This window comes from Komagataeibacter diospyri (genome assembly GCF_043995075.1).
Lineage (GTDB): Bacteria > Pseudomonadota > Alphaproteobacteria > Acetobacterales > Acetobacteraceae > Komagataeibacter > Komagataeibacter diospyri.
In genome coordinates this window covers 336,949-361,749 of sequence record NZ_CP171836.1, presented here as the reverse complement: position 1 = coordinate 361,749, position 24,801 = coordinate 336,949, and the positions used below count along the sequence as shown (strand labels likewise).

Below are 24,801 nucleotides of genomic sequence, written 5' to 3'. Positions count from 1 at the left end.
AAAATCTTCTTTATGATCTGAAACAACCATCAGGCCACACGCGTCTGCGGCAGGATCTCAAACAGCGTTTCCTTCGGTCGGCAGGGACGCGCCGCCTGATCGGTCATGACTACCGGACGATTGAGCAGCACCGGATGTGCGGCAATGGCGTCCAGTATGTCCCCATCCGTCAGCGCCGGATCATCCAGCCCCAGTTCCGCATAGGGCGTACCACGCTGGCGCAGCAGGTCACGCACCGGCACCACCAGGCGGCTGGCCAGCACGTCCAGATCAGCACGGGTTGGCGGGGTTTTCAGATATTCCACGACGACCGGCTCAATCCCGGCAGCCCGAATCATGGCCAGAACGTTGCGCGACGTGCCGCAGACAGGGTTATGGTACAGGGTAACGGTCATCCACGGTTTTCCCATATGGTCAGGCAATACGCGCATATATAAACATGTCCCGCCCCCGATTGCAGCCTGTCCTGCGACACGGTGCCTGACACCGTGCATTCACGTGGAATTTCCGCTATGACTGCGCTGACAGCATGTGCGGGTAACCGGGCATGTCCTGTTAGATTGACGGGCTTTCGTCAGCGATCCCTTTTGAAGCGCATGGTTGCCATTGTGACAGATTCTTCCCCTTCCACCGCTCCCGCCGCGACAGCAGCCACGCTGCCCATCCGTGTGGCCGCACTCTATCATTTCACACCGTTCGCGGATTGTGCCACCGTGCGTGCCCAACTGCTGGATGCCTGCCATGAACTGGGCATACGCGGTATCCTGCTGGTGGCGCACGAAGGCATAAACGGCACCATTGCCGGGACGGATGAAGCGATTGACCGTATCCTTGGCATTATCCGCGCCCTGCCCGGCTGTGCTGATCTGGAAGTCAAGTTTTCCCGCGCGCCTGTTCTGCCCTTCCACCGCATGAAGGTGCGCATAAAGCGTGAAATCGTGACCATGGGGGTAGAAGGACTGGATCCGCGCCGCGATGTCGGCCATTACGTGGCGCCCGATGAATGGAATGCCCTGATTTCCGATCCCGACACCATCGTGATAGACACGCGCAATGATTATGAGGTCGCAATCGGCACCTTCCGGGGTGCCATTGACCCCGGTACGCGCACGTTCCGGGAATTCCCGCAATGGTTCCGCAGCCAGCGGCAAAACCTGCTTGAACAGGGGCGGACACCCAAGATCGCGATGTTCTGCACGGGTGGCATACGATGTGAAAAGGCGACTGCCTTCGTCCGTGCCGAAGGGGTGGAGGACGTGTTCCACCTTCAGGGCGGTATCCTGAAATATCTGGAAACCGTACCGAAGGATGAAAGCCTGTGGGACGGGGAATGTTTCGTGTTTGACCAGCGCGTCAGCGTGGGCCACGGGCTGAAACCCGGCACATTCGACATCTGCCACGCCTGTCGCACCCCCCTGAGTGAAGCAGACCGCGCCAGCCCGGACTACGTGGAAGGTGTAAGCTGCCCCCATTGCGCCGACCAGCGCACCGAAACCCAGCGAAGGCGGTATGCGGAACGGGAGCGCCAGATTCAGCTGGCCACGCAAAAGGGCATGCACCATCTGGGCCTGCCCCAGCCCGGCATGGAACATGACAACCCATCCCGTGACAAGGAAACCACCTGAACAGTCAGCCCACGAAACAGCCTGTCACCATAAGAATGTTTTTGGTGAAGCTTTTTTGAAAAAAGGCGGCACCTGAATCTTTCCTTATGACATGCGGCTTCATAGACGTTTTTTTTGAAACAGTCTTCACGATCAGGGCACTTCTTCCCTGATATCCAACAGGAAAATACTACCTGCTCATTTGATCACGTGGGAGAAGTCCACCATAACGCGACAGCGTCATCTGCATCCGGCCACGCTTATGGATCAGGCAAGCGCGAGACGTTCATGGTTGAGGGCAGTCATGTGTGGCAGATCATTGAATGTATCTTAAGATAGTTTATATCTCGCGATATGACTGACGAACAGACGCCTTTCCAATCCCCCCGGTCCGATGCCTGCAGGCAGGGCCGGGGACGGCGTGGCCGCTTTGAACGCGGGTTTGGCCGGGGCGATTTCCCGGCCGGACGCAAGCTTGGTTCGGACGAACTGCAGCTTGTCCTGCTGGCCCTGCTGGCTGAACGGCCCGCGCATGGCTATGAACTGATCCGGCAACTGGAAGAACGCTCGGACGGGTTCTATACACCCAGCCCCGGCATGATCTACCCTGCCCTGACCTATCTGGATGAAATCGGCCACGCCGCCGCCAGCCGTGAGGGCAACCGCAAGTGCTATACCCTGACGAATGCTGGCCGCACCCATCTGGACGCTCGACGTGAACAGGCGGATATCATACTGGAAACCCTGGCCCGTATCGGTGGCCGGATGGCGGAAGTGCGTGATGCCTTTGCCGGGGTTAATGGCACGGACGGGCCTGAAGCCGACGAACTGCATGAAGCCCGACATGCAATCAAGCACGCCATACGCCGCAGGCTTGGCTGCGGGGAAGGAGAAGCCCGCCGCATCGCCGCCATCCTGAACCGCGCCACGGCGGAAATACTGGGCCAGTCATGATCGGGACCACAACCCGCGCGCCGTTGAAGACGCCTTCGTGTCCTTGCTGGAGCCATTCCTGATTGAACGCCCCCCCCGATACACCAGACCAGCGTAACCCATCCGCCCCATCATGGCGGACACGCCTGAGCGCACGGTTCGGAGTGTACGGGCATGTGCCGCGCATGTTCCGCCAGATATGGAAATGCAGCCCTGCCCTGACACTGGCCAGCCTCGCACTACGACTGGTGCAGGCCATCCAGCCGCCACTGGCGCTGTATGTCGGCAAGCTGATCGTGGATGAGGTCATCCGCACCAGCACCCATGCCACTCCGTCAGGTTCCCTGCTGGACTGGATGCTGCATGGACCAGCCACCCGGCTGGAGGGCTGGATTGCACTGGAATTCGCCCTCATCATCCTGTCGGACCTGACATCCCGCGCGATCGTGCTGGTCGATGGGCTGCTGAATGAACGCTATATCAATTCCGTCAGCCTTGCCCTGATGGGACATTCCGCGACACTGGATCTGCAGCAGTTTGAATCCAGCACGCTACAGGACCTGCTGGAGCGCGCGCGCCGGCAGGCATCGGGCCGCAACAACCTGCTGGTGCAACTGTTCAACATTGCCCAGACCGCCGTAACCGCATTGACGCTTGCGATTGGCGTCGTGGCATTCGCGCCATGGATGGTGCTGGTGCTGGTCATCGCCCTCCTGCCCTCGGCTGCGGGGGAGGCGCGGTTCAATGCCGAAGGCTACCGCCTGATCCGGGCCAAGACGGCTGAACGCCGCGAAATGGAATATCTGCGCCATGTGGGCGCCAGCGCGGAACATGCCAAGGAACTCAAGCTGTTTGGGCTGGGGGATTTCCTGGTGAGCCGCTTCCGCGCTGCCGCTGCAACCGTGCTGGAACAGAACCGCAGGCTGGCCCTGCGCCGCTTTGTCTGGAGTGGGGCCTTCGCGGCCATCGGGTCGGTGGCCTATTACGGGGTCTATCTGGTCATTGTATGGGATACGGTGCGCGGGCAGTTTTCGGTGGGGGACCTGACATTCCTTTCGGGATCATTCCTGCGCCTGCACGCGCTTCTGTCCAGCCTGCTGCTGGGCATTACGCAGACCGCAAGCCAGGCGCAGTACCTCAATGATTTCTTCGCTTTTCTTGACCTCCGCCCGTCCATCATCTCGCCTGCGGCGGCCCTGCCCTTCCCGTCACCGATAAGACAGGGCATCCGGTTTGAAAACGTGGGCTTCCGTTATCCCGGTACGGACCGCTGGGCCATCCGACATCTGGACCTGACCATTGGCGCGGGCGAAACCGTGGCGCTGGTGGGGGAAAACGGGGCGGGCAAAACCACCATCGTCAAGCTGCTGACCCGTCTGTATGATCCCGACGAAGGGCAGATCACGGTGGATGGCGTGCCGCTACGCGATATGGATCTTGCGGACCTGCGCGCCCATATCGGCGTCATATTCCAGGATTTCGTCCGCTACAGCCTGACCGCGTCGGAAAATATCGCCGTGGGCCGGATCTCGGCCCTTGCGGACACGCAGCGTATTGAGGCTGCGGCGCATGAGGGACTGGCCGATGATGTCGTAGGCAAACTGCCAATGGGGTATGACCAGCCATTGGGCAAGCGCGTGGCGAACGGGCGGGAACTATCCGGTGGGGAATGGCAGAAAATCGCCATATCCCGTGCCTATATGCGCGATGCCGACCTGCTGATACTTGATGAGCCGACAGCGGCACTTGATGCGCGTGCAGAATCAGACGTGTTCGAACGTCTGCGTGCCCTGCGGCATGGCAGGGCGGCGCTGGTGATTTCACACCGTTTTTCCACCGTGCGCACGGCGGACCGGATTGTCGTGCTGGAACATGGCCATATCCTGCAGGCCGGCACACATGAACAGCTGCTGGCGCAGGGCGGACGGTACGCCGAACTGTTTGAACTTCAGGCCGCCGGATATCAATAAAGATCTGTTTTAAAAAACAAACGTTTTTGGCTGCCGAAGCTTTTTGCAAAAAGCTTCACCAAAAACTTTCCTTATGATTACAAGGAGTGGGAGGCTGGACAGCCATTCCTGCTGCCCGAAACCCACACGGGCAGGCCCGTTACCTGCCAGTCGCCCTGAAAGGGCTGACGGGATCGGGTCAGGCAAACACGCGTGGGTTAACGGCGGGGACACCTGCTGAAACCGGGCCGTTATTTTGTGGTATAGCCGCCATTGATCAGCGTGGTCTGGCCGGTCATCCACCACCCATCGGATACGAGAAAGCGGACATGTGGGGCAATATCCTCGATATCGGTCAGGCCCGTTTTGCTGAACGGTGACAGGGCGGCAGCCGATTTGTGGTAGGCCACGGCTTCCGGCGCTTCCTGTCCGTAGAAGAAGGGTGTGTCCATCGGCCCCGGCCCGATGGCGTTGACCGATATGCCACGCGCGCCATATTCCTTGGACGCGGCGCGGGTGAAGTGTTCCACTGCCGCCTTCGACCCGGCATAGGTGGAATAGAACGGGGTATAAGCCCCAAGCAGCGACGTAACGATGGTCAGCAGCTTGCCATGGTCATTGAGATGAATGCCCGCTTCCTTGATGAAGAAATACGCAACGCGCGTATTGATCGCAAACATGGAATCGAATTCAGCCTCGCTGGTGTCGGCAATCGGCTTTTTCAGCACCTTGCCCACCGTGTTGATCGCGATATCGGGGCGACCGATGGCCGCAACCGTATCAGCAAACAGCCTGGCCACCGCGCCATCGCGCGTCAGGTCGGCCTGTAATGCAACGGCGTTGACGCCTGCAGCCTTCAGGTCGGCAAGGGTCTTTTCCGCTTCGGGCCGTGTCGCGGCGCTGTTGTAATGGATGGCAATGGCCTTTGCGCCATGTGCCGCAAGGTCACGCGCGATCAGGCCGCCGAGGTTCTTCGCCCCACCCGCGATCAGGACCGTTTTACCCTTGATGCTATGATCAGCCATATGCAGCCTCCGTTCATGCTGTGCGGACATATGCCGCACTGTTCATGTCTATAAGTTATCAGTTAAAATCGGAGTATAAAGTTCCCTTTCCTGACAACACATGTCAGGAAACGCGAACAAACCCGCAGCCTGACGGTGATGATCGTGGACCGTGTCGACCTTTTCCGCATTTTTGCCCGCGTGGTGGAAACCGCCAGCTTCACCAAGGCTGCAGATACGCTCAAGATGCCGCGTTCCACGGTTTCCACCGCCGTGCAGGAACTTGAATCCCGGCTGGGCACACGACTTCTGGCCCGCACCACGCGCTCAGTTGCCCCCACGCCGGACGGAATGGCGTTTTATGACCACTGCAAGCGGCTGGTGGCGGATGTGGAGGAGGCCGAGGCCCTGTTCCGCCATGACCGTGGCAACCCGCGCGGATTGCTGCGCGTGGACATGCCCGGACGGATCGGCCGCCTGCTGGTTGCTCCGGCCCTGCCTGTATTTCTGGACCGTTACCCTGAAATCGGAATCGAACTGGGTGTTACCGACCGTGCCATCAACCTGATCGAGGACGGGATCGACTGCGTGCTGCGTGTCGGTCCCCTGTCGGATTCCGGATTGATCGCACGCCGGATGGGGGAGCTGGCCATCATCAACGTGGCCAGTCCCGCCTATCTTGCCCGCCATGGCGTGCCCCACAGCCCGGCCGACCTGCCGGAGCATGAAGCCGTGCATTACGGCTCGCCTTCCAGCGGACGGGTGGAGGCATGGGAATGGATGGAAGGCGACAGGACCCGTGCCATGGACCTGCCCGGCCGGGTCAGTGTCAACAGCGCGGAAACCCTGGTGGCCTGCTGCCTTGCGGGCCTTGGGCTGATACAGGTCCCGGCCTATGACGTGCGCCACCATATCGCGGCTGGCGAACTGGTGGAGGTCATGCCACGCTACCGGGCTGAACCCATGCCCATGACGCTGCTCTATCCCCATCGCAAGCACCTGTCGCGCCGCCTGCAGGTGTTTGCCGACTGGCTGGAAGGCATCATGGCGCAGGCGACCGGATAGGGTCAGATCAGGCCACCTTCCGCCGTCATCTGCTGCAGATCCAGTTCGTGTTCCAGCTGGTGCAGGACGGCATCGTGGATTTCACCGCTGCGGTGCAGGCGCAGCAGTTCGGCCCGACCCGCGTCAATGGTCGCCAGAAGTGCGCGGTAATGCGCATCCTTGCGCCCCTGCAGCGCCTGCTGTTCATGGCTGAAACGTTCGGCCAGTTCCGCGCGGTAGGCGTACTGTTCCAGCAGGCGGGAATGGACGATCTGCCCGTCGGGTGCAAAGGCCAGCTGCCGCATGGCATGTTCCTGTGACCTGGCGATCAGCGCGCGCGCCTGCGACACCGACAGGTGATGGCGCTGCCCGCGTGACTGCCCCCGTTCCTCCCCTGTCATGCGGATGACCCAGCCAATGGTCGTTCCCTGGCCCAGAACGGTCACCAGAATGACCACGAAGGTCGCAATCTGCATGATGTCACGGTTCGGCATTTCCGCAGGCAGCGCCAGTACGATGGCAAGGCTGACCACGCCCCGCATGCCGCACCACCCCATGATGGAGACGAAGCTGAAAAATGGCCGCCATCCCGGTCGCCTGCCACGCGGCAGGAACGCGACACGTATGCCTTCCGTCATCAACATCCAGACAAACCGCGACACCAGCACCACGGCCACGATACCTGCCACAGGGCGGAACACGTCCTGCGCCACCCATGGCGTACCCATATGGCGCAGCACGATGGCATGCAGCGAAATGCCGATCAGCACGAATACGAGAGATTCCAGCACGAACACCAGCACTTCCCATACCGCCGCCCAACGCAGGCGTTCATCAGCGCTGAACACGTCATGCTGCCGCCAGCCCAGTACCAGTCCGGCCACGACCGTAGTGATGACCCCTGAAGCCCCCACCTGCTCCCCCCCGATATAGGCCACCCATGGCAGCAGCAGCGTCATGGTGATGCTGAGGATACGGTCACGCACCCGCGCCAGAAGCCTGATCCAGACCCATGCCAGCGCACAGCCCAGCACCAGTCCACCCAACGCCAGGAAGAAAAACGTGACCGTGGCATGCACGACCCCAAAACTGCCGGTCATGACCGCAACCGTGGCAAAACGGTAGATTACAAGGCTGGCGGCATCATCCAGCAGGCTTTCGCCCTCCAGCAGCGTCGTCATCCGTTCGGGCAGGGGCACATGCTTGAGCACCGCCTTCGCCGCCACCGCATCAGGTGGCGCCACGATCGCGCCCAGGGCAGCACAGGCGGCCCATGGCATGAACGGGATCAGCCAGCGTGTCGCAACAGCCACGGCCAGCGTGGTAAACGCAACTCCACCCACCGCCAGCTGCAATATGCCCAGAAGATGCGTCCGGAATGCATGCCAGACGGAAAAATACGCCCCTGCCAGCAGAAGCGGCGGCAGAAACACGATCAGTACCAGGTCGGGATCAATCCCGATCACCGGCACGCCGGGCACCAGCGCAATGGCGATCCCCCCCAGCACCAGTGCAGCCGCAGGCGGCAGGCGCAGCTTGCGCGCCACCAGTTCCAGCCCCACGATCAGGACGATCAGCAGCAGGATGAATTCAAACCGCCCTACATTGGACATGCGCGCCATACCTGTCAGGGTGCCGGGTATTTGCCATGGCCCCTTCTGATAACGCACCAAGACAGGGTCGGTGCCCTGCGCCAATCCTGCCTGCATGCCATATCCTGTAATAAAATATGGCATGCACGGATCCTGCGCCCGGTATGGCGCGCGGCAGGTGGTCGGGCATCCTGCCTGCTGGCACGCATGCCATACACCTGGCACCCTGATCGGCCGACAGAAACGGCATGGCCTGTCTTTGCCCTATACAGTATTGCCTAAAAAAGTTCCTTATACGTTCCGAAACTTTCCAGATTTTTTATTTTTAGATCCGGATGGATATTTTTCAATATACAATAAAACGCGTGGAAATATATATGCAACGCAGGCCGGATGGGCACGTTCATGACAGGCTGGCGGCCATCCGGCCCACGCGGGGTCGCCGCCATGCCCGTACAAGCTGACATGACCCTACACCGCCCCCGTATTCCCCCGAACAGAGGAGGACAGAGGATGGGTGCATCCCAAAAACCCGCGCAGCCGGGCCAGCCCACACCACCCGACGGAACGCAACCGACAGCCGTGCCCGACACGCCGGGGCATTCCCCCCGCAACGGGACCACCATCCCCCTGGCACCCGGTCCAGCGCCGTCCCAGCTGCCCGACGGGACACCGCCGACCATACTGCGCGGATCTACGTCACCCACACCGCAGCCAAGAAAAAGCCTTTTCCGAAAATGAGCGACAGCACGGGCCGCAGCCTTTCCACAGACCCGGGCGTGCATGAAACTGGAGCAGAAAATGGACGGGACCACCACCACCTTCCCACAGCCCGACCCTGCATTCCGGTCAACACGGCATCCGTGGCTTGCGCGCCTGCTGGGCCGCACGCCCCTGCCCTCGTGGGAAGATGACTTCGCCCCGCTGAAAAGCGAGATTTTTGGCATGGAACGACTGGAAGCCCATGCCCGCAGCCTTGCCGCCGCCCAGACCATCATTCCCCATGGACGTGACCATGAACGCCGCAGGCCCCTGTCACGCCGGCTGGCGGAAAACGGGGCGTTTCTGCGCGCTGCCGACATACAGATTGCACAGGATATCCAGAACGGAAAACAGCTGACACCCGCGGCCCAGTGGCTGGCGGACAATTACGCACTGGTGGACATGCAGATACGCGAGACGGATCTGGACCTGCCTGCCGGTTATTACGCGCGCCTGCCCAAGCTGGCCAGCGGCCCGTTTGCCGGGCTGCCCAGGGTCTTTGGCGTGACATGGGCGCTGGTTGCCCATACCGACAGCAACCTGCAGCCTGAAATCCTGTATAATTACCTGCTGGCGTACCAGAGTGTGACGCCGCTTACGATCGGTGAACTCTGGGCGGTTTCCATCACGCTGCGGATCGTCCTGATTGAAAACCTGCGCCGTGTTGTTGGCGCGATCATGGATAATAACGCCAGCAGGCGGGCCGCCGACCAGCTGGCCGACCAGCTTGATGCCTACCGCAAGGGCACGCAGGCCGCCATGTCCGGCTTTCTGGCAGCCGTTGACCCGCGCATCCTCAACTGCGCGTTTACCGCGCAGCTTGCCCACCGTTCGCGTGGGCTGGACCCCGAAAAGGATCCCGCCCTTGTCTGGCTGGAACAGCGTCTGGCGGACCGGGGCACAACCATTGACAACGCGGTGCGCGATGACCTGCATGAACAGGGAGCGTTCAACGCCACCATCCGCAACATCATCACCAGCCTGCGTCTGATCGCGGGTTTTGACTGGACCGAGGCGTTTGAGCGCGTCTGCCTGATCGACCGGCTTTTTGCCGATTACGACAGTTTTACACAGGCCGATTTCGCCAGCCGGGACCTGTATCGCAAGGCCATAGAGGAACTGGCCCGTGGCAGCCAGCTGACCGAAATGGCCATAGCCGGACAGGCCGTAGCCATGGCGCGCGCGGCACAGGCCACGGGCACGGACGACCCGCGCCGCGCCGACCCGGGCTATTACCTGCTCATGGCCGGGCGGGCCGCGCTGGAAGCTGGCATCCGTTTCCGGCCCACCATGTCGCGCCGCATGGTAAGGGGCTTCTGCGCATACGGGATCGCGGCCTACAGCATTGTGGTCACGCTGCTGACCATGCTTTTCATCGCCATTCCGATATGGCTGACCTGGCAGAGCGGCATAAATCCCGCCTGGCTGCTGCCTGCGCTGGCCTTCATACCGGTGTCTGAAGCAGCGGTCGCCTGCGTCAACCGCGTGGCGCTGGAGGCGGTTCATGCCACCACCCTGCCGGGGCTGGAATTCCTGCACGGCATCCCTGCCCGCCTGCGTACCATGGTGGTTGTGCCCGCACTGCTGACGACGGAAGAAACCGTGGGCGAACTGGTGGCGCGGCTGGAGGTCCATTACCTGACCGTACGCGATGACGCGGTTCATTTCGCGCTGCTGACCGACTGGACCGACCATGACAGCGCCGATGCGCCCGATGACCAGCGGCTGCTGGCGCTGGCGCACGCGGGCATGGAACGCCTTAACCGGAAATACGGCCACGGCCCGCATGGCATGCGTTTTTACCTGCTGCACCGCAAGCGCGTGTGGTGCGAAAGCGAAGGCGTATGGATGGGGTGGGAACGCAAGCGTGGCAAGCTGCATGAACTCAACCACCTGCTGCGCGGGGCTGCGGACACGACCTTCCTGCCCCCCGCCCATCCCCTGCCTGCGGACATACGCTATGTCATCACCCTTGATGCCGATACGCGCCTGCCACTGGAAACCGTGTGCCGCCTGATTGGCAAGATGGCCCATCCCCTCAACGCACCGCTGTTCGATCCCGTATCGGGACGGGTGCATGAAGGTTACGCGATCCTGCAGCCACGGGTTACGCCATCGCTGCCCGTTGGGCACCAGAGCACGCTGTTCCAGCGCATTTTCGCCAGCGCCAGCGGCATCGACGCCTATTCCGCCGCCGTATCCGACCTGTATCAGGACATGTTTGGCGAAGGGTCATACGCAGGCAAGGGCATATATGATATCGACGCGTTTGAGGCCGCACTGGTCCGACGTGTGCCGGACTCCGCCATGCTCAGCCATGACCTGTTCGAAGGCATTTTCGCCCGTGCCGGCCTGGTGACGGATATCGAGGTGGTGGAGGAGTTCCCCACCGATTACCTTGTCGCGGCCCAACGGATGCACCGCTGGACGCGGGGCGACTGGCAGTTGCTGCCATGGATCGTATCCAGCCTGCCGCCCCGCAGCGTACCCGTACGTTCCCGGCTTTCGGGCATCGCGCGGTGGAAAATGCTGGACAACCTGCGCCGCACCCTGTGCATGCCACTGGCGCTGGCGACACTTGTGGCGGGGTGGTTCCTGCCGTTCCATGCAGCACTGATCTGGACGACCTTCATTCTGCTGGCGCTGGCGCTGCCCGCGTTCCTGCCAGTGCTGCCCGATATCGTGCCACGGCGGGAATGGATCACGCTGCGCAGCTACCTCAGCGTAATTGGCGCGAAAAGCGCAGAGGCCGCGGTGATGACCTTCCTCACCATCACCTTCCTTGCCCATCAGGCCATCATCATGACGGATGCGATCGCACGCACGCTGGTGCGTGTGATCATCACGCGCCGCCACATGCTGCAATGGGTGCCCGCAGCCCAGATCGCGGGACTGATGCGTTCGGGTCTTGCTGGATATTACGGGCGGATGATCTCCGCCCCCCTGCTGGGTGGGGGCTGCATTGCCGCCACGGTCATCTGGGCGCCATGGAGCCTGTTCATGTCCGTGCCCATCGCAATGCTGTGGGGCCTTTCGCCCGCAGTGGCAATGTGGGCCAGCCGCACGCCGGTCATTGCTGCGCGTTCGCGCCCGTCGCGCACCGATATCCGTATCCTGCGCATGACCGCGCGCCGGACGTGGCGCTTTTTTGAAACTTTTACCACGCCTGCGGACCACATGCTGCCGCCGGACAACTTTCAGGAAGATCCGGCCCCCGTGCTGGCCCGGCGCACCTCGCCCACCAATATCGGCCTGTACCTGCTGTGTTGCGCCAGTGCGCGCGATTTCGGCTGGATTGGCCTGGCCGATACCGTGGCCCGGCTGGAAGCGACCTTTGCCACGCTGGAAACCATGCCACGCTACCGCGGGCATTTCTACAACTGGTATGCCACCGACGACCTGCGTCCGCTTGATCCCGTCTATATTTCCAGTGTCGATAGCGGCAATCTGGCCGGCCACCTCATAGCATTGTCCAGCGCATGCCAGCGATGGCTGGAAAACGGGCCGGAAATCGACACATGGCGTGAAGGTGTCACGGATGCGCTGAATATCGCCATTGCCGACCTGACGTTCCATAATGGCAGGCGTGTGCTCATGACCCATACGCGGGCACAGCGGCAGCTGCTGCGACTGCTGACGGGACTGAAAAACGCCGTGCAGTCCGCTGAGGTCACCCGGTCGGAGACAGAACTGTCGGCCCTGCACCGTCAGGCCAGCACGATCATGGATCACGTGGCGACAATGTCAGGTCCCCCATCGGGCCAGGATGAAAAAGACGCCGCCGATCTGATGTTCTGGACCACCGCCCCGATGCGTACGCTGGAGAGCCACCTGCGTGACCTTGATGGGGAGCTGTACGCAACGCTGGGCGCGCGGCTGGAAGTCGTGGCGCAGAAGGCGCGACGCATGGCGCAGGACATGGATTTCGCCTTCCTGTGCAACCCGTCGCGCAAGCTGCTGTCCATCGGTTACCTTGTGGCGGAGGACACGCAGGACGCCAACTGCTACGACCTGCTGGCGTCCGAAGCGCGGCTGGCGGTGTTCTTCGCCATAGCCAAGGGCGACATGCCTGCCCATGACTGGTTCCGCCTTGGCAGGTCCATAACGCCGGTGGCCAGCGGGGCGGCGCTGGTTTCATGGTCGGGGTCGATGTTCGAGTACCTCATGCCCTCGCTGGTCATGCGGGCACCCGTGGGCAGCCTTCTGGAACAGACCAACAAGCTGATCGTGCAGCGCCAGATCGCCTATGGGCAGGACCGCGACATTCCCTGGGGCATATCGGAATCCGCCTATAACGCGCGCGACCTTGACTATACCTATCAGTATTCCAATTTCGGCATCCCCGGACTGGGGCTGAAGCGGGGGCTGGGGCTGGATACGGTGGTCGCCCCCTACGCCACCATGCTGGCCGCCATGGTTGATCCGCAGAAAGCGGTGGCCAACCTGCATACGCTGGAACGAACCGGGGCACTGGGCCGATATGGCCTGTATGAAGCGCTGGATTACACGCCCGACCGCGTTCCCGACAATAACCGCGTCGCGATCATCCGTGCCTACATGGCCCACCATCAGGGCATGTCCATCCTGGCAGTGGCCGATGCGGTCATGAATGGCATCATGCGCGCGCGTTTCCACGATGACCCGGTCATTGCCTCGGCCGAACTGCTACTGCAGGAACGCGCGCCCCGCACCGGCGCTGTCGCCCGTCCCCTGCCATCCGAAGATGATACCCAGACCCCCGTCCGCATCACGGCAACCCCTGCGGGGCGGTACGTTGACCGCGCCGACATGGGCGGCCCGGTCACGCACCTGCTGTCCAACGGTCGGTACACGGTCATGCTGACGGCGGCGGGATCGGGTTACAGCCGGTGGCAGGGACAGGCGGTCACGCGCTGGCGCGAAGATGCGACGCGGGATGAATACGGTCAGTATCTTTACATCCGCAACCGCAGGACAGGTCGCCTGTGGTCGGCTGGCCTGCAACCTACCGATACCGTCCCCGATGAATATGCCGTGGTCTTTCATGAAGACCGCGCGGAATTCGCCCGTCGTGACGGGACGGTCACCACCACGCTGGATGTACTGGTATCAGCCGAAAACGATGCGGAAGTACGACAGGTATCGGTCTTCAACGCAGGCGGCGAGACGCTGGATATCGACATCACGTCCTGTGTCGAACCGGTGCTGCTGGCGCAGAATGCCGACCTTGCACATCCCGCCTTTACCAAGCTGTTCGTGCAGACCGAATATCTTCCCCAGTCCCGCGCCCTGATCGCCACACGCCGCAGGCGCACGGCGGACGAACCGGAGATCTGGATCGCCCATCTGGCCCTGTGTGACAGTCCGATTGAGGTCGAGACAGACCGCGCCCGCTTCATCGGTCGCAGACACGACGCACGTCATCCCGCCGCCTTGGCCACGCATGCCCCCCTGTCGGGCACGACCGGGACGGTGCTGGATGCTGTCCTTGCCATCCGTGCGCGGGTATCCGTGCGTCCTGGCGCCATGGCACGCGTCACGTTCTGGACCATGGTCGCCCCCACCCGTGCAGCCCTGCTGGACCTGATCGACACACATCAGGACCACGCCGCGTTCGAACGCGCACGCACGCTGGCGTGGACGCAGGCGCAGGTGCAGTTGCGCCATCTGGACGTTCCCCCATCCATGGCGGACCTGTTCCAGCGGCTGGCCAGCCACATTCTGTTCGCCACCCCCAACCTGCGGGCAGCCCCTGCAGAAATCATGCGCGGAGCCGGGGCGCAGCCGCTGCTGTGGGAACAGGGCATTTCTGGTGACCTGCCGATTGTCGTTCTGCGGGTGCGGGAAAATTCCAGAACGGATATCGTACGTATCCTGCTGCTGGCGCATGAATATTTCCGGCTCAAGCAACTTGCGGTGGATCTTGTCATTCTTAACGAACATCCGTCGTCCTATTTGCAGGATCTGCAGGTCTCGCTTGACCAGCTTGTCCGTGCGGTCCCGCGCGCGCCGGGTGGCGCCGGTTCCGTGCGCGTGCTGCGCGCCGACCTGATTACGCCCGCCGTGCGCCATCTGATCATATCCGTGGCCCGTGTGGTGCTGGATGCGGACCACGCGCTGTCCGCACAGCTTGACCAGGGGGAAAGGCCACGGACGCGACAGTTCCCGCCTGCCCTGCCACCCGTCCCGCCGCCGCCTTCGGCATTTGACGTGCCACCGGTGCCCGAACTGGAATTTTTCAATGGCCATGGCGGCTTTGCCAGCAACGGACGGGAATATGTGATCGTGCTTGGCCCCGGCCAGACCACACCCGCGCCATGGATCAACGTGATCGCCAATGACACATTCGGCTTCCAGGTCTCGGCGGAAGGCAGTGGCTATACATGGGCTGGCAACAGCCGCGAACATCAGATCACGCCGTGGTCGAATGATCCGGTCAGTGACCACGCGGGCGAAGTCTTCTATTTCCATGACGAGGACACCGGCACCCTGTGGTGCCCGACCGCCGCCACCCGGCGTGACACCGCCGCCACCTATGTCACGCGCCACGGACGCGGCTATACGCGTCTGGACCGCGTGGCGCATGGGATAGCCAGCAGCCTGGTGCAATACGTTCCGGTATCCGACCCGGTCAAGATCACGCGCATACAGTTGCATAACCGGTCAGACCTGCCGCGCACGCTATCCGTCACCGCGTATGTGGAATGGGTGCTGGGGCCAGCGCGCAGCACGGCGGCCCCCTTTGTCATGACCGAACATGATGGAGAGACCGGCGCGCTGTTCGCCCGTAACCGCTGGAACGCCGAATACGCGGACCGTGTCGCCTTTGCCGATATCGGTGGGTACCTTACCGCCAGTTCCGGCGACCGTGCGGCCTTCATCGGCCCCAACGGCACCATGGCGCTTCCCCTGGCCTTCACCCATGCGGGGGGCGTGCAGGGGACGACGGGCGCCGGGCTGGACCCGTGCGGTGTGGTGCAGACCATGGTCACCCTGCCACCGGGCGGGCGGGCGGAAATCTTGTTCCTGCTGGGTGAAGGCACGGACGCCGACCATGCCCGCAGCCTGATAGGCCATTACCGCACCACCAGTCCGGACCATGTGCTGGAAACGGTCATGCAGCACTGGGACACGGTAACGGGGGGCATACAGGTCCAGACCCCGGACCGCACGATGGATATCATGCTCAACGGCTGGCTGCTGTACCAGTCACTGGCCAGCCGGGTGCAGGCACGGGCCGGATTTTATCAGGCCAGCGGGGCCTATGGCTTCCGTGACCAGTTGCAGGACGGTATGGCGCTTACGCTTTCCTGCCCCAAGCGCGTGCGCGCGCACCTGCTGCGGGCGGCGTCACGGCAGTTTGTCGAGGGGGATGTGCAGCACTGGTGGCTGCCCAACACGGGCGCTGGCGTGCGGACCCATATCTCCGATGACTGTGCATGGCTGGCCCATACCGTGGCGCATTATGTCGCCACGACGGGTGACACGGGCGTGCTGGATGAACTTATTCCCTTCCTGCAGGCCCCCATACTGCCCATTACCGAACATGACCGTTTCATGATCCCCGCGACCTCCGAGCAGAGCGGTACGCTGTTCGAACATTGCGCCCGCGCGCTGGACCACAGCCTTGCGGTCGGCAGCCATGGCCTGCCGCTTATGGGTACGGGCGACTGGAATGACGGCATGAACCGCGTGGGAGAACAGGGACATGGCGAGAGTGTGTGGCTGGGCTGGTTCCTGCATGACGCGCTGACCACCTTCATCCCGCTGGCACGCGCACGCGGGGACGATGCGCGCGCGCAGGCATGGCAGGACCACACCCGCGCCCTTGCCACGGCGCTGGAAGCCACATGGGATGGCGACTGGTACCTGCGTGCCTATTTCGATGACGGCACGCCGCTTGGCTCCCACACCAGCGCGGAATGCCAGATTGATGCGATTTCACAGTCATGGGCCGTGCTGTCGGGTGTCGCACTGCCCGAACGGGCGGAACATGCCATGCGGTCGACCATGGCGCATCTCGTCCGGCCCGACGAGGGGCTGGCCCTCGTCCTGACACCACCATTTGACACCATTGGTCCCGATCCGGGCTATATCCGCAGCTACCCGCCCGGCATACGCGAAAATGGCGGCCAGTACACCCATGCCGCCCTGTGGACCACGATGGCCATGGCCGTACTGGGCGACGGTGATCGCGCCCATGGTCTGTTCCATATGCTGAACCCGGTCAACCACACAGGCAAACCCGAAGATGTGGCCCGTTACAGACTGGAACCCTATGTGGTCGCGGCCGACATCTATTCGCGCCCGCCCCATGTGGGCCGGGGGGGATGGTCGTGGTACACCGGATCGGCCGGATGGATGCAGCGTGTGGGGACCGAAACCATCCTCGGCCTGCGTATCCATGGCACGCAACTGCTGATTACCCCATGTATCCCGCATGACTGGTCACGGTTCACGGCAACGGTGCGCTGGCACACCGCAACCTATCACATTACCGTAAACAACCCTGACCATGTCTGCCGGGGCATAAGCCATGTCACATGCGACGGTGCTGTACTGCCCGCGACCGGCAGGGTTGAAATGGTGGATGACGGGCAGGCCCATGATGTGGAGGTCACGCTGGGACCACAGTCCGCAACATGATGGCATGCCATTACCTGCGGCATATCCATATCCGTTAAATATTCATTCGTGAATGGATCGGGAGAAAACCAAAAAAACCATTCATTGGGCAATCCGTTAACCGGTACATGGCAGGCGCCTGCATCGCCCCACGACCTGGGCGGGGCAGGCGCGCACAAACCACCCCGACTTCCCTTGACGGAGAACAACCATGCTCCACCAATTGCGTGTTCACCCACCGGGCCTTTATCCCCTTCACGCTCCCGAAGGCCACGCCCCCCATACCCCGGATGGCAAGGCAACCAGCACCGGCCAGCCCCGCGCAGGCGAGGACGAGCCGGAATCCACCCGCGACAACGATGAGCGGATCGAGGCCACCAGTCACAAGGGCAGACATCAGGATCAGGCAGGATGTGACGAACACGCCACTGATTCCGCGGCGAAGGAAGACCATAAGCCCGGACAGCCATGAATACGCGGCAGCAGAAATACGTAAACAGCTGTTTGCTGTCCGCTGTCGCCATGCCACCCCTGTCATGTCACAGGCAGTGTACGAACGGTGCGGGCATGGAAAAAAACCGCACCATTCAGGTTTGAGGAAAATCCAGAAACCCGTCGAACCGGACCATGTATTCGTATATTGCCGCATGGGCGATTTCTTTATAAAATTTGTCCTGACGGCAGGTAATCGCCCTGTACATGCAAACAGGATGCAACCTTTCTATCCATGAATGCTTTTGTTTTCAGTCCATTTTCATTCATGAAAGAAGACGATACCATGAAAAAAACAATGCGTTTCACCCTGCTGGCGGCAGTCGTGGCCGGTATGCCGGTAATGGCCCCCGTCATGGCCATGGCGCAGACCGATACGGAAACCGTCCCTGCGCCAACAGCCAATTCCGCTGCATCCGAAGTAGGCAAGAATCCGCCTTCCGCAACCTCGCGCAGCGGCCAGCGGGTGGAACCGTCAGACAAGTTATGGAACAACCCGCGCACCGTGCAGGAACAGCCCGGCACCCAGCCGCCAACGAATAATGAAACGACCAGCCACAAACGCATGCGTGACAGCTATGGCCGCAGCAGCCATGGCGGCAACAAGACCCCTTCGCCCGCGGATAGTGGCGAACAGTAAACATTACCGAAAGCCCCCGGTCCAACCGGCAGGGAAACAGACAGGACACGTTATGTTTCCCATACGCAAGCCAGATGAGAACAGCCATGTTTACATCTTTCCCCCACACCACCAGCCAGCCGCCACTGCCGCCGCCCGGTCCGTTCCATCCGCGCGATTATCCCCCGCCGGGGCCACAGGACCCGTTCCCATTCGATTCACCGGACCAGCAGCCGCCCCCGCTTCGCAACCACGTCCACGACCGGCCGACAGGCGGGCGTTTTTATCCCCAAGGAACCATGGCCATGCAGGACAGACCTGATCCCGATAAGGAACAACCACAGACACCTGCCGAAAAGCAGGAAGATGAGGGCCGCGACGAAGCACTGGATGAAAGTTTCCCCGCAAGTGATCCCCCTTCACAGGGGCGCACGACGGGGCCAAACAAATAAGGCCGGTAACCCGGGCCATGAATTTATTTGTCATATTTACTTACACAGCCTGGACGGGATGTATTTTCAGAAATGAATACATCCCGTCCTGTTTTTTTATGAACAGGAGACTGTTTGAAAATTCATAACAAAGTTTCTGGTGAAGCTTTTTCAAAAATCTTCAGAGAACGCCGCATTTAAAAAAATGCAGTTACCAAAATTTTTATTCTTTTTTATCAATTATTTATTACATGAAGCCTCTAAGGTCGGAATGCCTCCTTCCCCAACAGCACACAGTCCTTCAGTCAGATTCAGGGGGAACATCCATCCTGACCGGTCGTTATGACGCCAACTGGTGGCAGGCGGGGCCGCAACAGAAAACATGCCCCCCGCAACCTTTTACAGCTGACGGAGAACGATCATGGCCAACCATGTGTTCAATACAGTCCGCACCCAGGATAATACGGCCGCAATGCCGGATGCCATACCCCTGCACGATACGGAAACACATGCCGATACCGACATGCAGGCCCACAGGCATGATCGGCTGGAGGGGAGAACCATCGCCATCCTTGCCACCAACGGGGTGGAGGAAGTCGAACTGACCGAACCTGTCGCGGCACTGCGCAATGCAGGGGCTCAGACCGTCCTTGTTTCCCCCACCCATGGATACATCCAGGCCATGGAGGGGGATATTCACCCCACCCACCGTTATCAGGTTGACCTGCTGGTGTCGCAGGCCCATGCGCGCAATTTTGATGGGCTGGTCCTGCCCGGCGGCACCACCAGTCCCGATCACCTCCGCATGGATGACGATGCCGTGCGGTTCGTACGCGAATTCGTTCAGGCCGATAAACCGATTGCAGCCATCTGTCACGGGCCATGGACCCTGATCAACGCCAATGGGGTACGGGGTCACCGGATCACGTCATGGCCCTCCCTTCGCGCAGACCTGACCAATGCGGGCGCGCATTGGGTGGATGAGGAAGTGGTGACCGATGGCATGCTGGTCACATCGCGCAATCCCCATGACCTGAAAGCTTTCTGTCCCGCCATCGTCGCACTGTTTGCGACGGTTCATCACCATGCCCCGCAATAGGACGAAGGGGCAAGGACATGATGGCAAACCGTACTTTTCTAAGATATTACGCGTCCACCATGCTGTGCGCCGGAGCCGTGACCCTGGGGGCTGGATTCATTGCATGGTGGCGCGGCCGCAGGGCAGATGAACCTGCATCCATGGACCCGCCATCCGCCTTGCGGCCTAAAAAACCGATTGAGGATGAACCGGTTGAAACCGATACCACCCGCCACGTTGCACGCCGGGTCATACAGTATTTTGTCGTACCTGTATGGCTGGCATCCGGGCTTACGGACTGGTGGTGCCACCGCCGGACAGATATCGAGCACACCACGGGGCTGAAGGAAACCGGCATCCATCTGCTTATGCTGGGGGAAGCAGCATTTCCGGTTCTGGCCGGGCTGTTTCTGGAAATCGACGCGCCGGTCCTGTCGTTCATGATTGCGTCATTCTTCGTGCATGAAGCGACAGCCATGTGGGATGTCAGCTATGCCGTAACCCGGCGTGAAGTCCAGCCGATGGAACAGCACGTCCATAGTTTCCTGGAGATGGTACCGCTACTGGCCGTCGCCCTGATCGCGGTCCTGCACTGGCCGCAGGTTCAGGCGCTGATGGGCCGCAAGGTCATCCGTTCCACGAAACTTCGGCTGAAACGCGTGCCGCTGGGCCTGCCCTATGCACTTGGCGCGCTGGGCATGATGGCTGCGTTCGAAGTCCTGCCCTATTGCGAGGAAGCCCTGCGTGACTGGAAGGCCAATCCCGGCCGATTGACCCCACCTGCGGGCCAGCATGCCTGATCTACACGGCGTGCATGAATAACAGACACAGTCATAGCCCGGACGGGTTTTCCCATCCGGGCTGTTTATTCTGGAACTGTTTCCGGTTACCTGCCCGTCAATGTGGAGACATTTTTGGGCAAGGCTTTTTTCAGAAAGGCGGCATCCAAAAACTTTTATTGTTTACCAATCCTACATTTGAAACGGATTCTTGCCGCTCCGCATCATTATTTAACCACAACATGGTAATGATCCAGATCCTGCGGCTATTTAGCCGTCGCAGCCCTGCGTGCGTTTGCATGTGCCCGACGATAAAGGCGCGCAACCTGCCGCGCCACGTCGTCATGCCCCTGCAGGGTATGGTTATGGAACGCCCTTACACTGTCATGCGTGGCATAGAAGCGACGCGTCTGGCGATCCGCCTCAAGGATAACGGTACCAAGGAAAGTACCGTCGATTTCGATGATACGTGATTCAAGCATTGAAAAGACTGCCCTTGCATGTCCGCGATGGGATACGGACGGTTTCCGGCAGAATTCCCGCCGGCTGTTTTATGGAATGGCCGCCCGCATAATGAGAGCGACAGGGATGGTGCGACATCGATCAGTACTGCGCATTCGCATGGCTGGCTGGATCATGGGAATCATCCTGCACGATTATTGGCGTTTCAACGGGGATCATACACGCAGGGCACTATACGTCAACACATAATAACTCACACATAGTGGAATTTATTATACATCATAAAGAATGATATTTTATGCGCCCGGAAGGAATTATTTAATTTTTAAACAATATGTTATGTATGGTCTTCATTCGGTTGGGGGCCCTGCCCAATGTTCCCGCACCTCCCCCTCCCCATCCTGTCCTTATGGCGCACACTACCATCCGGTGCGGAATGCCACCCCATAGTTACATAATTTTTTGTTATATTTTTATATGACAATTTTTATATGCACATTTTGATGGATGTGTTTTATATAATCCACAACACAAACCGGGAAACCGCTTCCATGGACACGGTCGGGAAAAAGAGCGCCCGTCCCGACAGGCCCTGCATTACGCAGACGCATCACCGTTTTTCGCCCACTCGCTTCTGCCCACCCAAGGAGACAGGCAATGGCAATTTCCCCCGGCTGGACAGCCCCGGATTTCGTGACCGAGACAAACATGGGCCTGATCCGTTTCCATACGTGGGGCCATGGGTGCTGGCGCATTGTCCTGACCCATCCGGCGGATTACACCATGCAGAGCCTGCGTGCCGGGATACGGTGGGCACGCACATGCCCGCAACCCGTGCGCCTGCTGGGTCTTTCGCCGGTGCATCCCCCGCGCCTTGCGGATGCGCAAACCCACCCGAATGCCATTGCGTTGCCTGACGTGCCGGATTTCCCGGTCATTCATGACGACATGGGTCGTATTGCTGGTCTGTGGCAGGGGGTGGCGGTAGATGTCGGGCCAGAGAACCCGGCATTGGAAGAACATGCAGCTTTCATTATTGATCCCGACAACACGGTTCGCAGCACCCTTCTCCATTCCCCTGTCACCGGGCACGACTTTGGCCAGATCATACGCGCCGCACGCGGATTTGGTATTGGCTGCGCGCGCCTCAGGCACGCCCCGCGCGCAGCATAGAAACGCGGGGACAGACCGCACGGGCCGGACGGGGCACGGCATCCAGACAACGTGCGACCGCCCACTCTATCCCAACCATCATCCCCCTTCACCCGCAATCCACCGACAGTCCATACCGAAAGCACGACGATGTCCCTGCTCCTTCGTACCCATCCGGATCAGATGCATACGGCAGTCATTCCACCCTGCGTCCCGCCTGCCCCGGAGCAGAGCGCAACGGTGGAAAATGCGCTGCTACAGGCTCTTGCCGGGCTTGCCATTGTCATCGTGCCCGGTCTGGATGGGTCGGGACCACATCACTGGCAATCACGTTGGGAACTGTTTTTACGCCAGCATGGCATTACAGTGCACCGCGTCCAGCAGAATAACTGGGCACGTCCCACCTATCAGGACTGGAAGGCGCAATTGCAACGCACGGTTCGGACCTGCCACCAGCCTGTCATTCTGGTGGCCCATAGTCTGGGTGCCGTATTGAGTGCGCGCATGGCAAGCGAACAGGGACTTGATGGCGTCGTTGCGGCATTTCTGGTCGCACCGGCGGATATTGACCACTATCACGGGCCCGATTCTGGTCGGGTTGCCGGTTTTGCCCCCCTGCCTGTCACACCACTGCCTTTTCCTGCCGTGCTTATGGCCAGTCAGGATGATGAATGGCTGTCGATGCCCCGCGCCCATGCCCTTGCCACGCAATGGCAGGCAACACTGGTCAATGCGGGCACCGTAGGTCATATCGGCAATCATGCCCATGTCGGTTTGTGGCCTGATGGTATGCTGGCGCTGGATGGTCTGGCCCGCTCCCTGCGCCTGCGCGCCACGGCTCCGACTGGGACAACGCCACATCTGTCATGATCCCTGCCCGTACATGCAGACGGGCTGGACAGAAGGTAAAGCTTTTTCAAAAATATTCGGAAAAATCAGTCTTAAAAAAAATGGCGGCCCAAAAACTTTTTTATCTCATTCATCAATGACCTGTTTTTTGGGGGAATGGTGGTGAAACAGGCATGATTTCGATCGGCACGCACCTGTTTCCGCCTCATGCACACGGCGTTCCGAAAAGCGAAAGACATAAAGCCAGCACATTTCATGAATAAGTGAATGACCTGATGGGGAATGGACTGGAAACCCTTCTGCTTTCCTGCGGTTGGGAATGAATACTGGACCGGTTCCGACCTTTTCCAAGGGGGTGGCATGAGGGCATTTTTCTATAGCAGGCCCGACACACTGGCTGCCGTTGTAAGGGCACCGCCCCACAGTCGTTACCTTGCCGGTGGAACCGGCCTGATCGACCTGATGAAAGTAGATGTCGAACGGCCCGAACATGTCATTAACATAAAGGCACTGTCACTTGATGCCATCGAACCGCTGCCCGATGGAGGGCTGCGGCTTGGGGCGCTGGCGACCAACGCCCGTACGGCCGCCCATCCGCTAGTGCGCAGCGGCTATCCCGTACTGACCTCGGCCCTCCTTGCCGGAGCCAGCGCACGTATCCGGCATGTTGCCACCAATGGCGGTAACATCAATCAGCGTACGCGGTGCCACTATTTTTATGACACGAACGCCGCATGCAACAAGCGCGCGCCCGGGACGGGATGTGCCGCACGGGGCGCGCGCAACCGGGTCCATGCCATATTGGGCACCAGCCCCGACTGCATTGCCGCCTTCCCATCCGATATGTGCGTGGTACTGGCCATGCTGGATGCCACGATCAACCTGTATGGACCGCAGGGCGCGCGGCAGGTCCATGCACGCGATTATCATCGCCTGCCGGGCAGCACTCCGTGGCTTGAAACCGTCCTGCGCCCCGGTGAACTGGTCCTGTCAATTGATCTGCCGCCGGTTTCATTCGGTCGTCATTATACCTATCTCAAGATACGTGACCTGAATTTTCTGGCGCTTGCCGTCGTTTCGGTTGCTGTAGGGCTGCAAATGGACGGGGATGTCATCCGGCATGGTCGGGTGGCATTGGGTGGTGTGGCCAGCAGGCCATGGTACGTACCGGAAATCGAAGACATGTTGCGCGGCAGACGCCCCTCACACATCCTGTTCCGTGACGTGGCGGAACGGTTGGTGCAGGGGGCTATGGTTGACCGTGACAGCACGGCCAAGAGAACCCTGGCCCCCAGGGTAATCCAGCATGCCCTGTGGCAGGCGGCAATCGCATTGCCCCAACCAGATGGCAACCTGCCTGTCTGGTCATGTGCTGACTGAATGGTCAGAAAAAAATCCCACTCCTGACGCATCAGCGCCTTGTCGCCAGCGAGGAATACGGACCATC

17 protein-coding genes are annotated in these 24,801 nt (G+C 60.7%); 13 read left to right on the top strand and 4 right to left on the bottom strand.

Annotation, left to right across the window (positions count from 1 at the left end):
- Nucleotides 1–29: 29 nt before the first annotated feature.
- Nucleotides 30–395 carry an arsenate reductase (glutaredoxin) gene (gene arsC / locus ACE2AA_RS01720; RefSeq protein ID WP_141299579.1) on the bottom strand — a complete coding sequence of 122 codons (366 nt, stop codon included), beginning with the start codon at nucleotides 393–395 and terminating at the stop codon, nucleotides 30–32.
- 201 nt (nucleotides 396–596) lie between these two features.
- On the opposite strand from arsC, the gene ACE2AA_RS01715 reads away from it, so the two are divergent.
- The 3 genes from ACE2AA_RS01715 to ACE2AA_RS01705 all read left to right on the top strand — a co-directional run bounded on the left by ACE2AA_RS01715 (nucleotide 597) and on the right by ACE2AA_RS01705 (nucleotide 4,507).
- The gene (locus ACE2AA_RS01715) at nucleotides 597–1,625 is read left to right on the top strand and encodes a rhodanese-related sulfurtransferase (RefSeq protein ID WP_193558320.1); all 1,029 of its coding nucleotides are present in this window, start codon (nucleotides 597–599) and stop codon (nucleotides 1,623–1,625) included.
- Between the two features lie 333 nt (nucleotides 1,626–1,958).
- Nucleotides 1,959–2,558 (top strand): PadR family transcriptional regulator, encoded by a 600-nt coding sequence (locus ACE2AA_RS01710; protein WP_395370872.1) that lies wholly within the window; start codon nucleotides 1,959–1,961, stop codon nucleotides 2,556–2,558.
- A 62-nt stretch (nucleotides 2,559–2,620) separates the two neighbouring features.
- Complete coding sequence (locus ACE2AA_RS01705) at nucleotides 2,621–4,507, top strand: ABC transporter ATP-binding protein (protein WP_395370870.1); 1,887 nt, start codon at nucleotides 2,621–2,623, stop codon at nucleotides 4,505–4,507.
- Between the two features lie 230 nt (nucleotides 4,508–4,737).
- On the opposite strand, the gene ACE2AA_RS01700 is transcribed toward ACE2AA_RS01705, so the two are convergent.
- A complete protein-coding gene (locus ACE2AA_RS01700) occupies nucleotides 4,738–5,511 on the bottom strand; it encodes an SDR family oxidoreductase (protein WP_141259518.1) in 774 nt (257 codons plus the stop codon).
- A 144-nt stretch (nucleotides 5,512–5,655) separates the two neighbouring features.
- Here ACE2AA_RS01700 and ACE2AA_RS01695 point away from each other — a divergent pair, with 144 nt between their 5' ends.
- Entirely contained in the window at nucleotides 5,656–6,555 is a 900-nt protein-coding gene (locus ACE2AA_RS01695) for a LysR family transcriptional regulator (protein ID WP_162851907.1), read from the top strand.
- Nucleotides 6,556–6,557: 2 nt separating this feature from the next.
- Here the strand turns inward: ACE2AA_RS01695 and ACE2AA_RS01690 are convergent, their stop codons facing one another.
- Nucleotides 6,558–8,147 (bottom strand): cation:proton antiporter, encoded by a 1,590-nt coding sequence (locus tag ACE2AA_RS01690; protein WP_408887412.1) that lies wholly within the window; start codon nucleotides 8,145–8,147, stop codon nucleotides 6,558–6,560.
- A 762-nt stretch (nucleotides 8,148–8,909) separates the two neighbouring features.
- Between ACE2AA_RS01690 and ACE2AA_RS01685 the strand changes: the two genes are divergently transcribed.
- The 6 genes from ACE2AA_RS01685 to ACE2AA_RS01660 all read left to right on the top strand — a co-directional run bounded on the left by ACE2AA_RS01685 (nucleotide 8,910) and on the right by ACE2AA_RS01660 (nucleotide 20,912).
- Nucleotides 8,910–17,513: a GH36-type glycosyl hydrolase domain-containing protein gene (locus ACE2AA_RS01685; RefSeq protein WP_395370866.1), complete on the top strand. Its 8,604-nt coding sequence runs from the start codon at nucleotides 8,910–8,912 to the stop codon at nucleotides 17,511–17,513.
- A 190-nt stretch (nucleotides 17,514–17,703) separates the two neighbouring features.
- Nucleotides 17,704–17,964, top strand: coding sequence for a hypothetical protein (locus ACE2AA_RS01680; RefSeq protein ID WP_395370865.1), 261 nt, complete (start codon nucleotides 17,704–17,706; stop codon nucleotides 17,962–17,964).
- Between the two features lie 306 nt (nucleotides 17,965–18,270).
- On the top strand, nucleotides 18,271–18,624 hold the full coding sequence (locus tag ACE2AA_RS01675) for a hypothetical protein (protein WP_395370863.1): 354 nt from the start codon (nucleotides 18,271–18,273) through the stop codon (nucleotides 18,622–18,624).
- 86 nt (nucleotides 18,625–18,710) lie between these two features.
- Nucleotides 18,711–19,055 (top strand): hypothetical protein, encoded by a 345-nt coding sequence (locus tag ACE2AA_RS01670; protein ID WP_141259514.1) that lies wholly within the window; start codon nucleotides 18,711–18,713, stop codon nucleotides 19,053–19,055.
- A gap of 400 nt (nucleotides 19,056–19,455) precedes the next feature.
- Nucleotides 19,456–20,133, top strand: coding sequence for a type 1 glutamine amidotransferase domain-containing protein (locus tag ACE2AA_RS01665; RefSeq protein ID WP_395370862.1), 678 nt, complete (start codon nucleotides 19,456–19,458; stop codon nucleotides 20,131–20,133).
- Nucleotides 20,134–20,150: 17 nt separating this feature from the next.
- A complete protein-coding gene (locus ACE2AA_RS01660; RefSeq protein ID WP_141259512.1) occupies nucleotides 20,151–20,912 on the top strand; it encodes a hypothetical protein in 762 nt (253 codons plus the stop codon).
- Nucleotides 20,913–21,157: 245 nt separating this feature from the next.
- On the opposite strand, the gene ACE2AA_RS01655 is transcribed toward ACE2AA_RS01660, so the two are convergent.
- Complete coding sequence (locus ACE2AA_RS01655; RefSeq protein ID WP_141259511.1) at nucleotides 21,158–21,373, bottom strand: hypothetical protein; 216 nt, start codon at nucleotides 21,371–21,373, stop codon at nucleotides 21,158–21,160.
- A 637-nt stretch (nucleotides 21,374–22,010) separates the two neighbouring features.
- Here ACE2AA_RS01655 and ACE2AA_RS01650 point away from each other — a divergent pair.
- The 3 genes from ACE2AA_RS01650 to ACE2AA_RS01640 all read left to right on the top strand — a co-directional run bounded on the left by ACE2AA_RS01650 (nucleotide 22,011) and on the right by ACE2AA_RS01640 (nucleotide 24,734).
- Nucleotides 22,011–22,526 carry a peroxidase gene (locus ACE2AA_RS01650; RefSeq protein ID WP_395370860.1) on the top strand — a complete coding sequence of 172 codons (516 nt, stop codon included), beginning with the start codon at nucleotides 22,011–22,013 and terminating at the stop codon, nucleotides 22,524–22,526.
- 129 nt (nucleotides 22,527–22,655) lie between these two features.
- Nucleotides 22,656–23,375, top strand: coding sequence for an RBBP9/YdeN family alpha/beta hydrolase (locus ACE2AA_RS01645; protein ID WP_395370859.1), 720 nt, complete (start codon nucleotides 22,656–22,658; stop codon nucleotides 23,373–23,375).
- 339 nt (nucleotides 23,376–23,714) lie between these two features.
- Entirely contained in the window at nucleotides 23,715–24,734 is a 1,020-nt protein-coding gene (locus ACE2AA_RS01640) for an FAD binding domain-containing protein (RefSeq protein WP_395370858.1), read from the top strand.
- The last annotated feature ends 67 nt before the right edge of the window (nucleotides 24,735–24,801 follow it).

Bases quoted from the DNA above. Each gene is read 5' to 3' on its own strand.
- arsC (WP_141299579.1), bottom strand. From the start codon at position 395: ATGACCGTTACCCTGTACCATAACCCTGTCTGCGGCACGTCGCGCAAC.
- ACE2AA_RS01715 (WP_193558320.1), top strand. From the start codon at position 597: ATGGTTGCCATTGTGACAGATTCTTCCCCTTCCACCGCTCCCGCCGCG.
- ACE2AA_RS01710 (WP_395370872.1), top strand. From the start codon at position 1,959: ATGACTGACGAACAGACGCCTTTCCAATCCCCCCGGTCCGATGCCTGC.
- ACE2AA_RS01700 (WP_141259518.1), bottom strand. From the start codon at position 5,511: ATGGCTGATCATAGCATCAAGGGTAAAACGGTCCTGATCGCGGGTGGG.
- ACE2AA_RS01690 (WP_408887412.1), bottom strand. From the start codon at position 8,147: ATGTCCAATGTAGGGCGGTTTGAATTCATCCTGCTGCTGATCGTCCTG.
- ACE2AA_RS01685 (WP_395370866.1), top strand. From the start codon at position 8,910: ATGAAACTGGAGCAGAAAATGGACGGGACCACCACCACCTTCCCACAG.
- ACE2AA_RS01680 (WP_395370865.1), top strand. From the start codon at position 17,704: ATGCTCCACCAATTGCGTGTTCACCCACCGGGCCTTTATCCCCTTCAC.
- ACE2AA_RS01675 (WP_395370863.1), top strand. From the start codon at position 18,271: ATGAAAAAAACAATGCGTTTCACCCTGCTGGCGGCAGTCGTGGCCGGT.
- ACE2AA_RS01670 (WP_141259514.1), top strand. From the start codon at position 18,711: ATGTTTACATCTTTCCCCCACACCACCAGCCAGCCGCCACTGCCGCCG.
- ACE2AA_RS01665 (WP_395370862.1), top strand. From the start codon at position 19,456: ATGGCCAACCATGTGTTCAATACAGTCCGCACCCAGGATAATACGGCC.
- ACE2AA_RS01660 (WP_141259512.1), top strand. From the start codon at position 20,151: ATGATGGCAAACCGTACTTTTCTAAGATATTACGCGTCCACCATGCTG.
- ACE2AA_RS01655 (WP_141259511.1), bottom strand. From the start codon at position 21,373: ATGCTTGAATCACGTATCATCGAAATCGACGGTACTTTCCTTGGTACC.
- ACE2AA_RS01650 (WP_395370860.1), top strand. From the start codon at position 22,011: ATGGCAATTTCCCCCGGCTGGACAGCCCCGGATTTCGTGACCGAGACA.
- ACE2AA_RS01645 (WP_395370859.1), top strand. From the start codon at position 22,656: ATGTCCCTGCTCCTTCGTACCCATCCGGATCAGATGCATACGGCAGTC.
- ACE2AA_RS01640 (WP_395370858.1), top strand. From the start codon at position 23,715: ATGAGGGCATTTTTCTATAGCAGGCCCGACACACTGGCTGCCGTTGTA.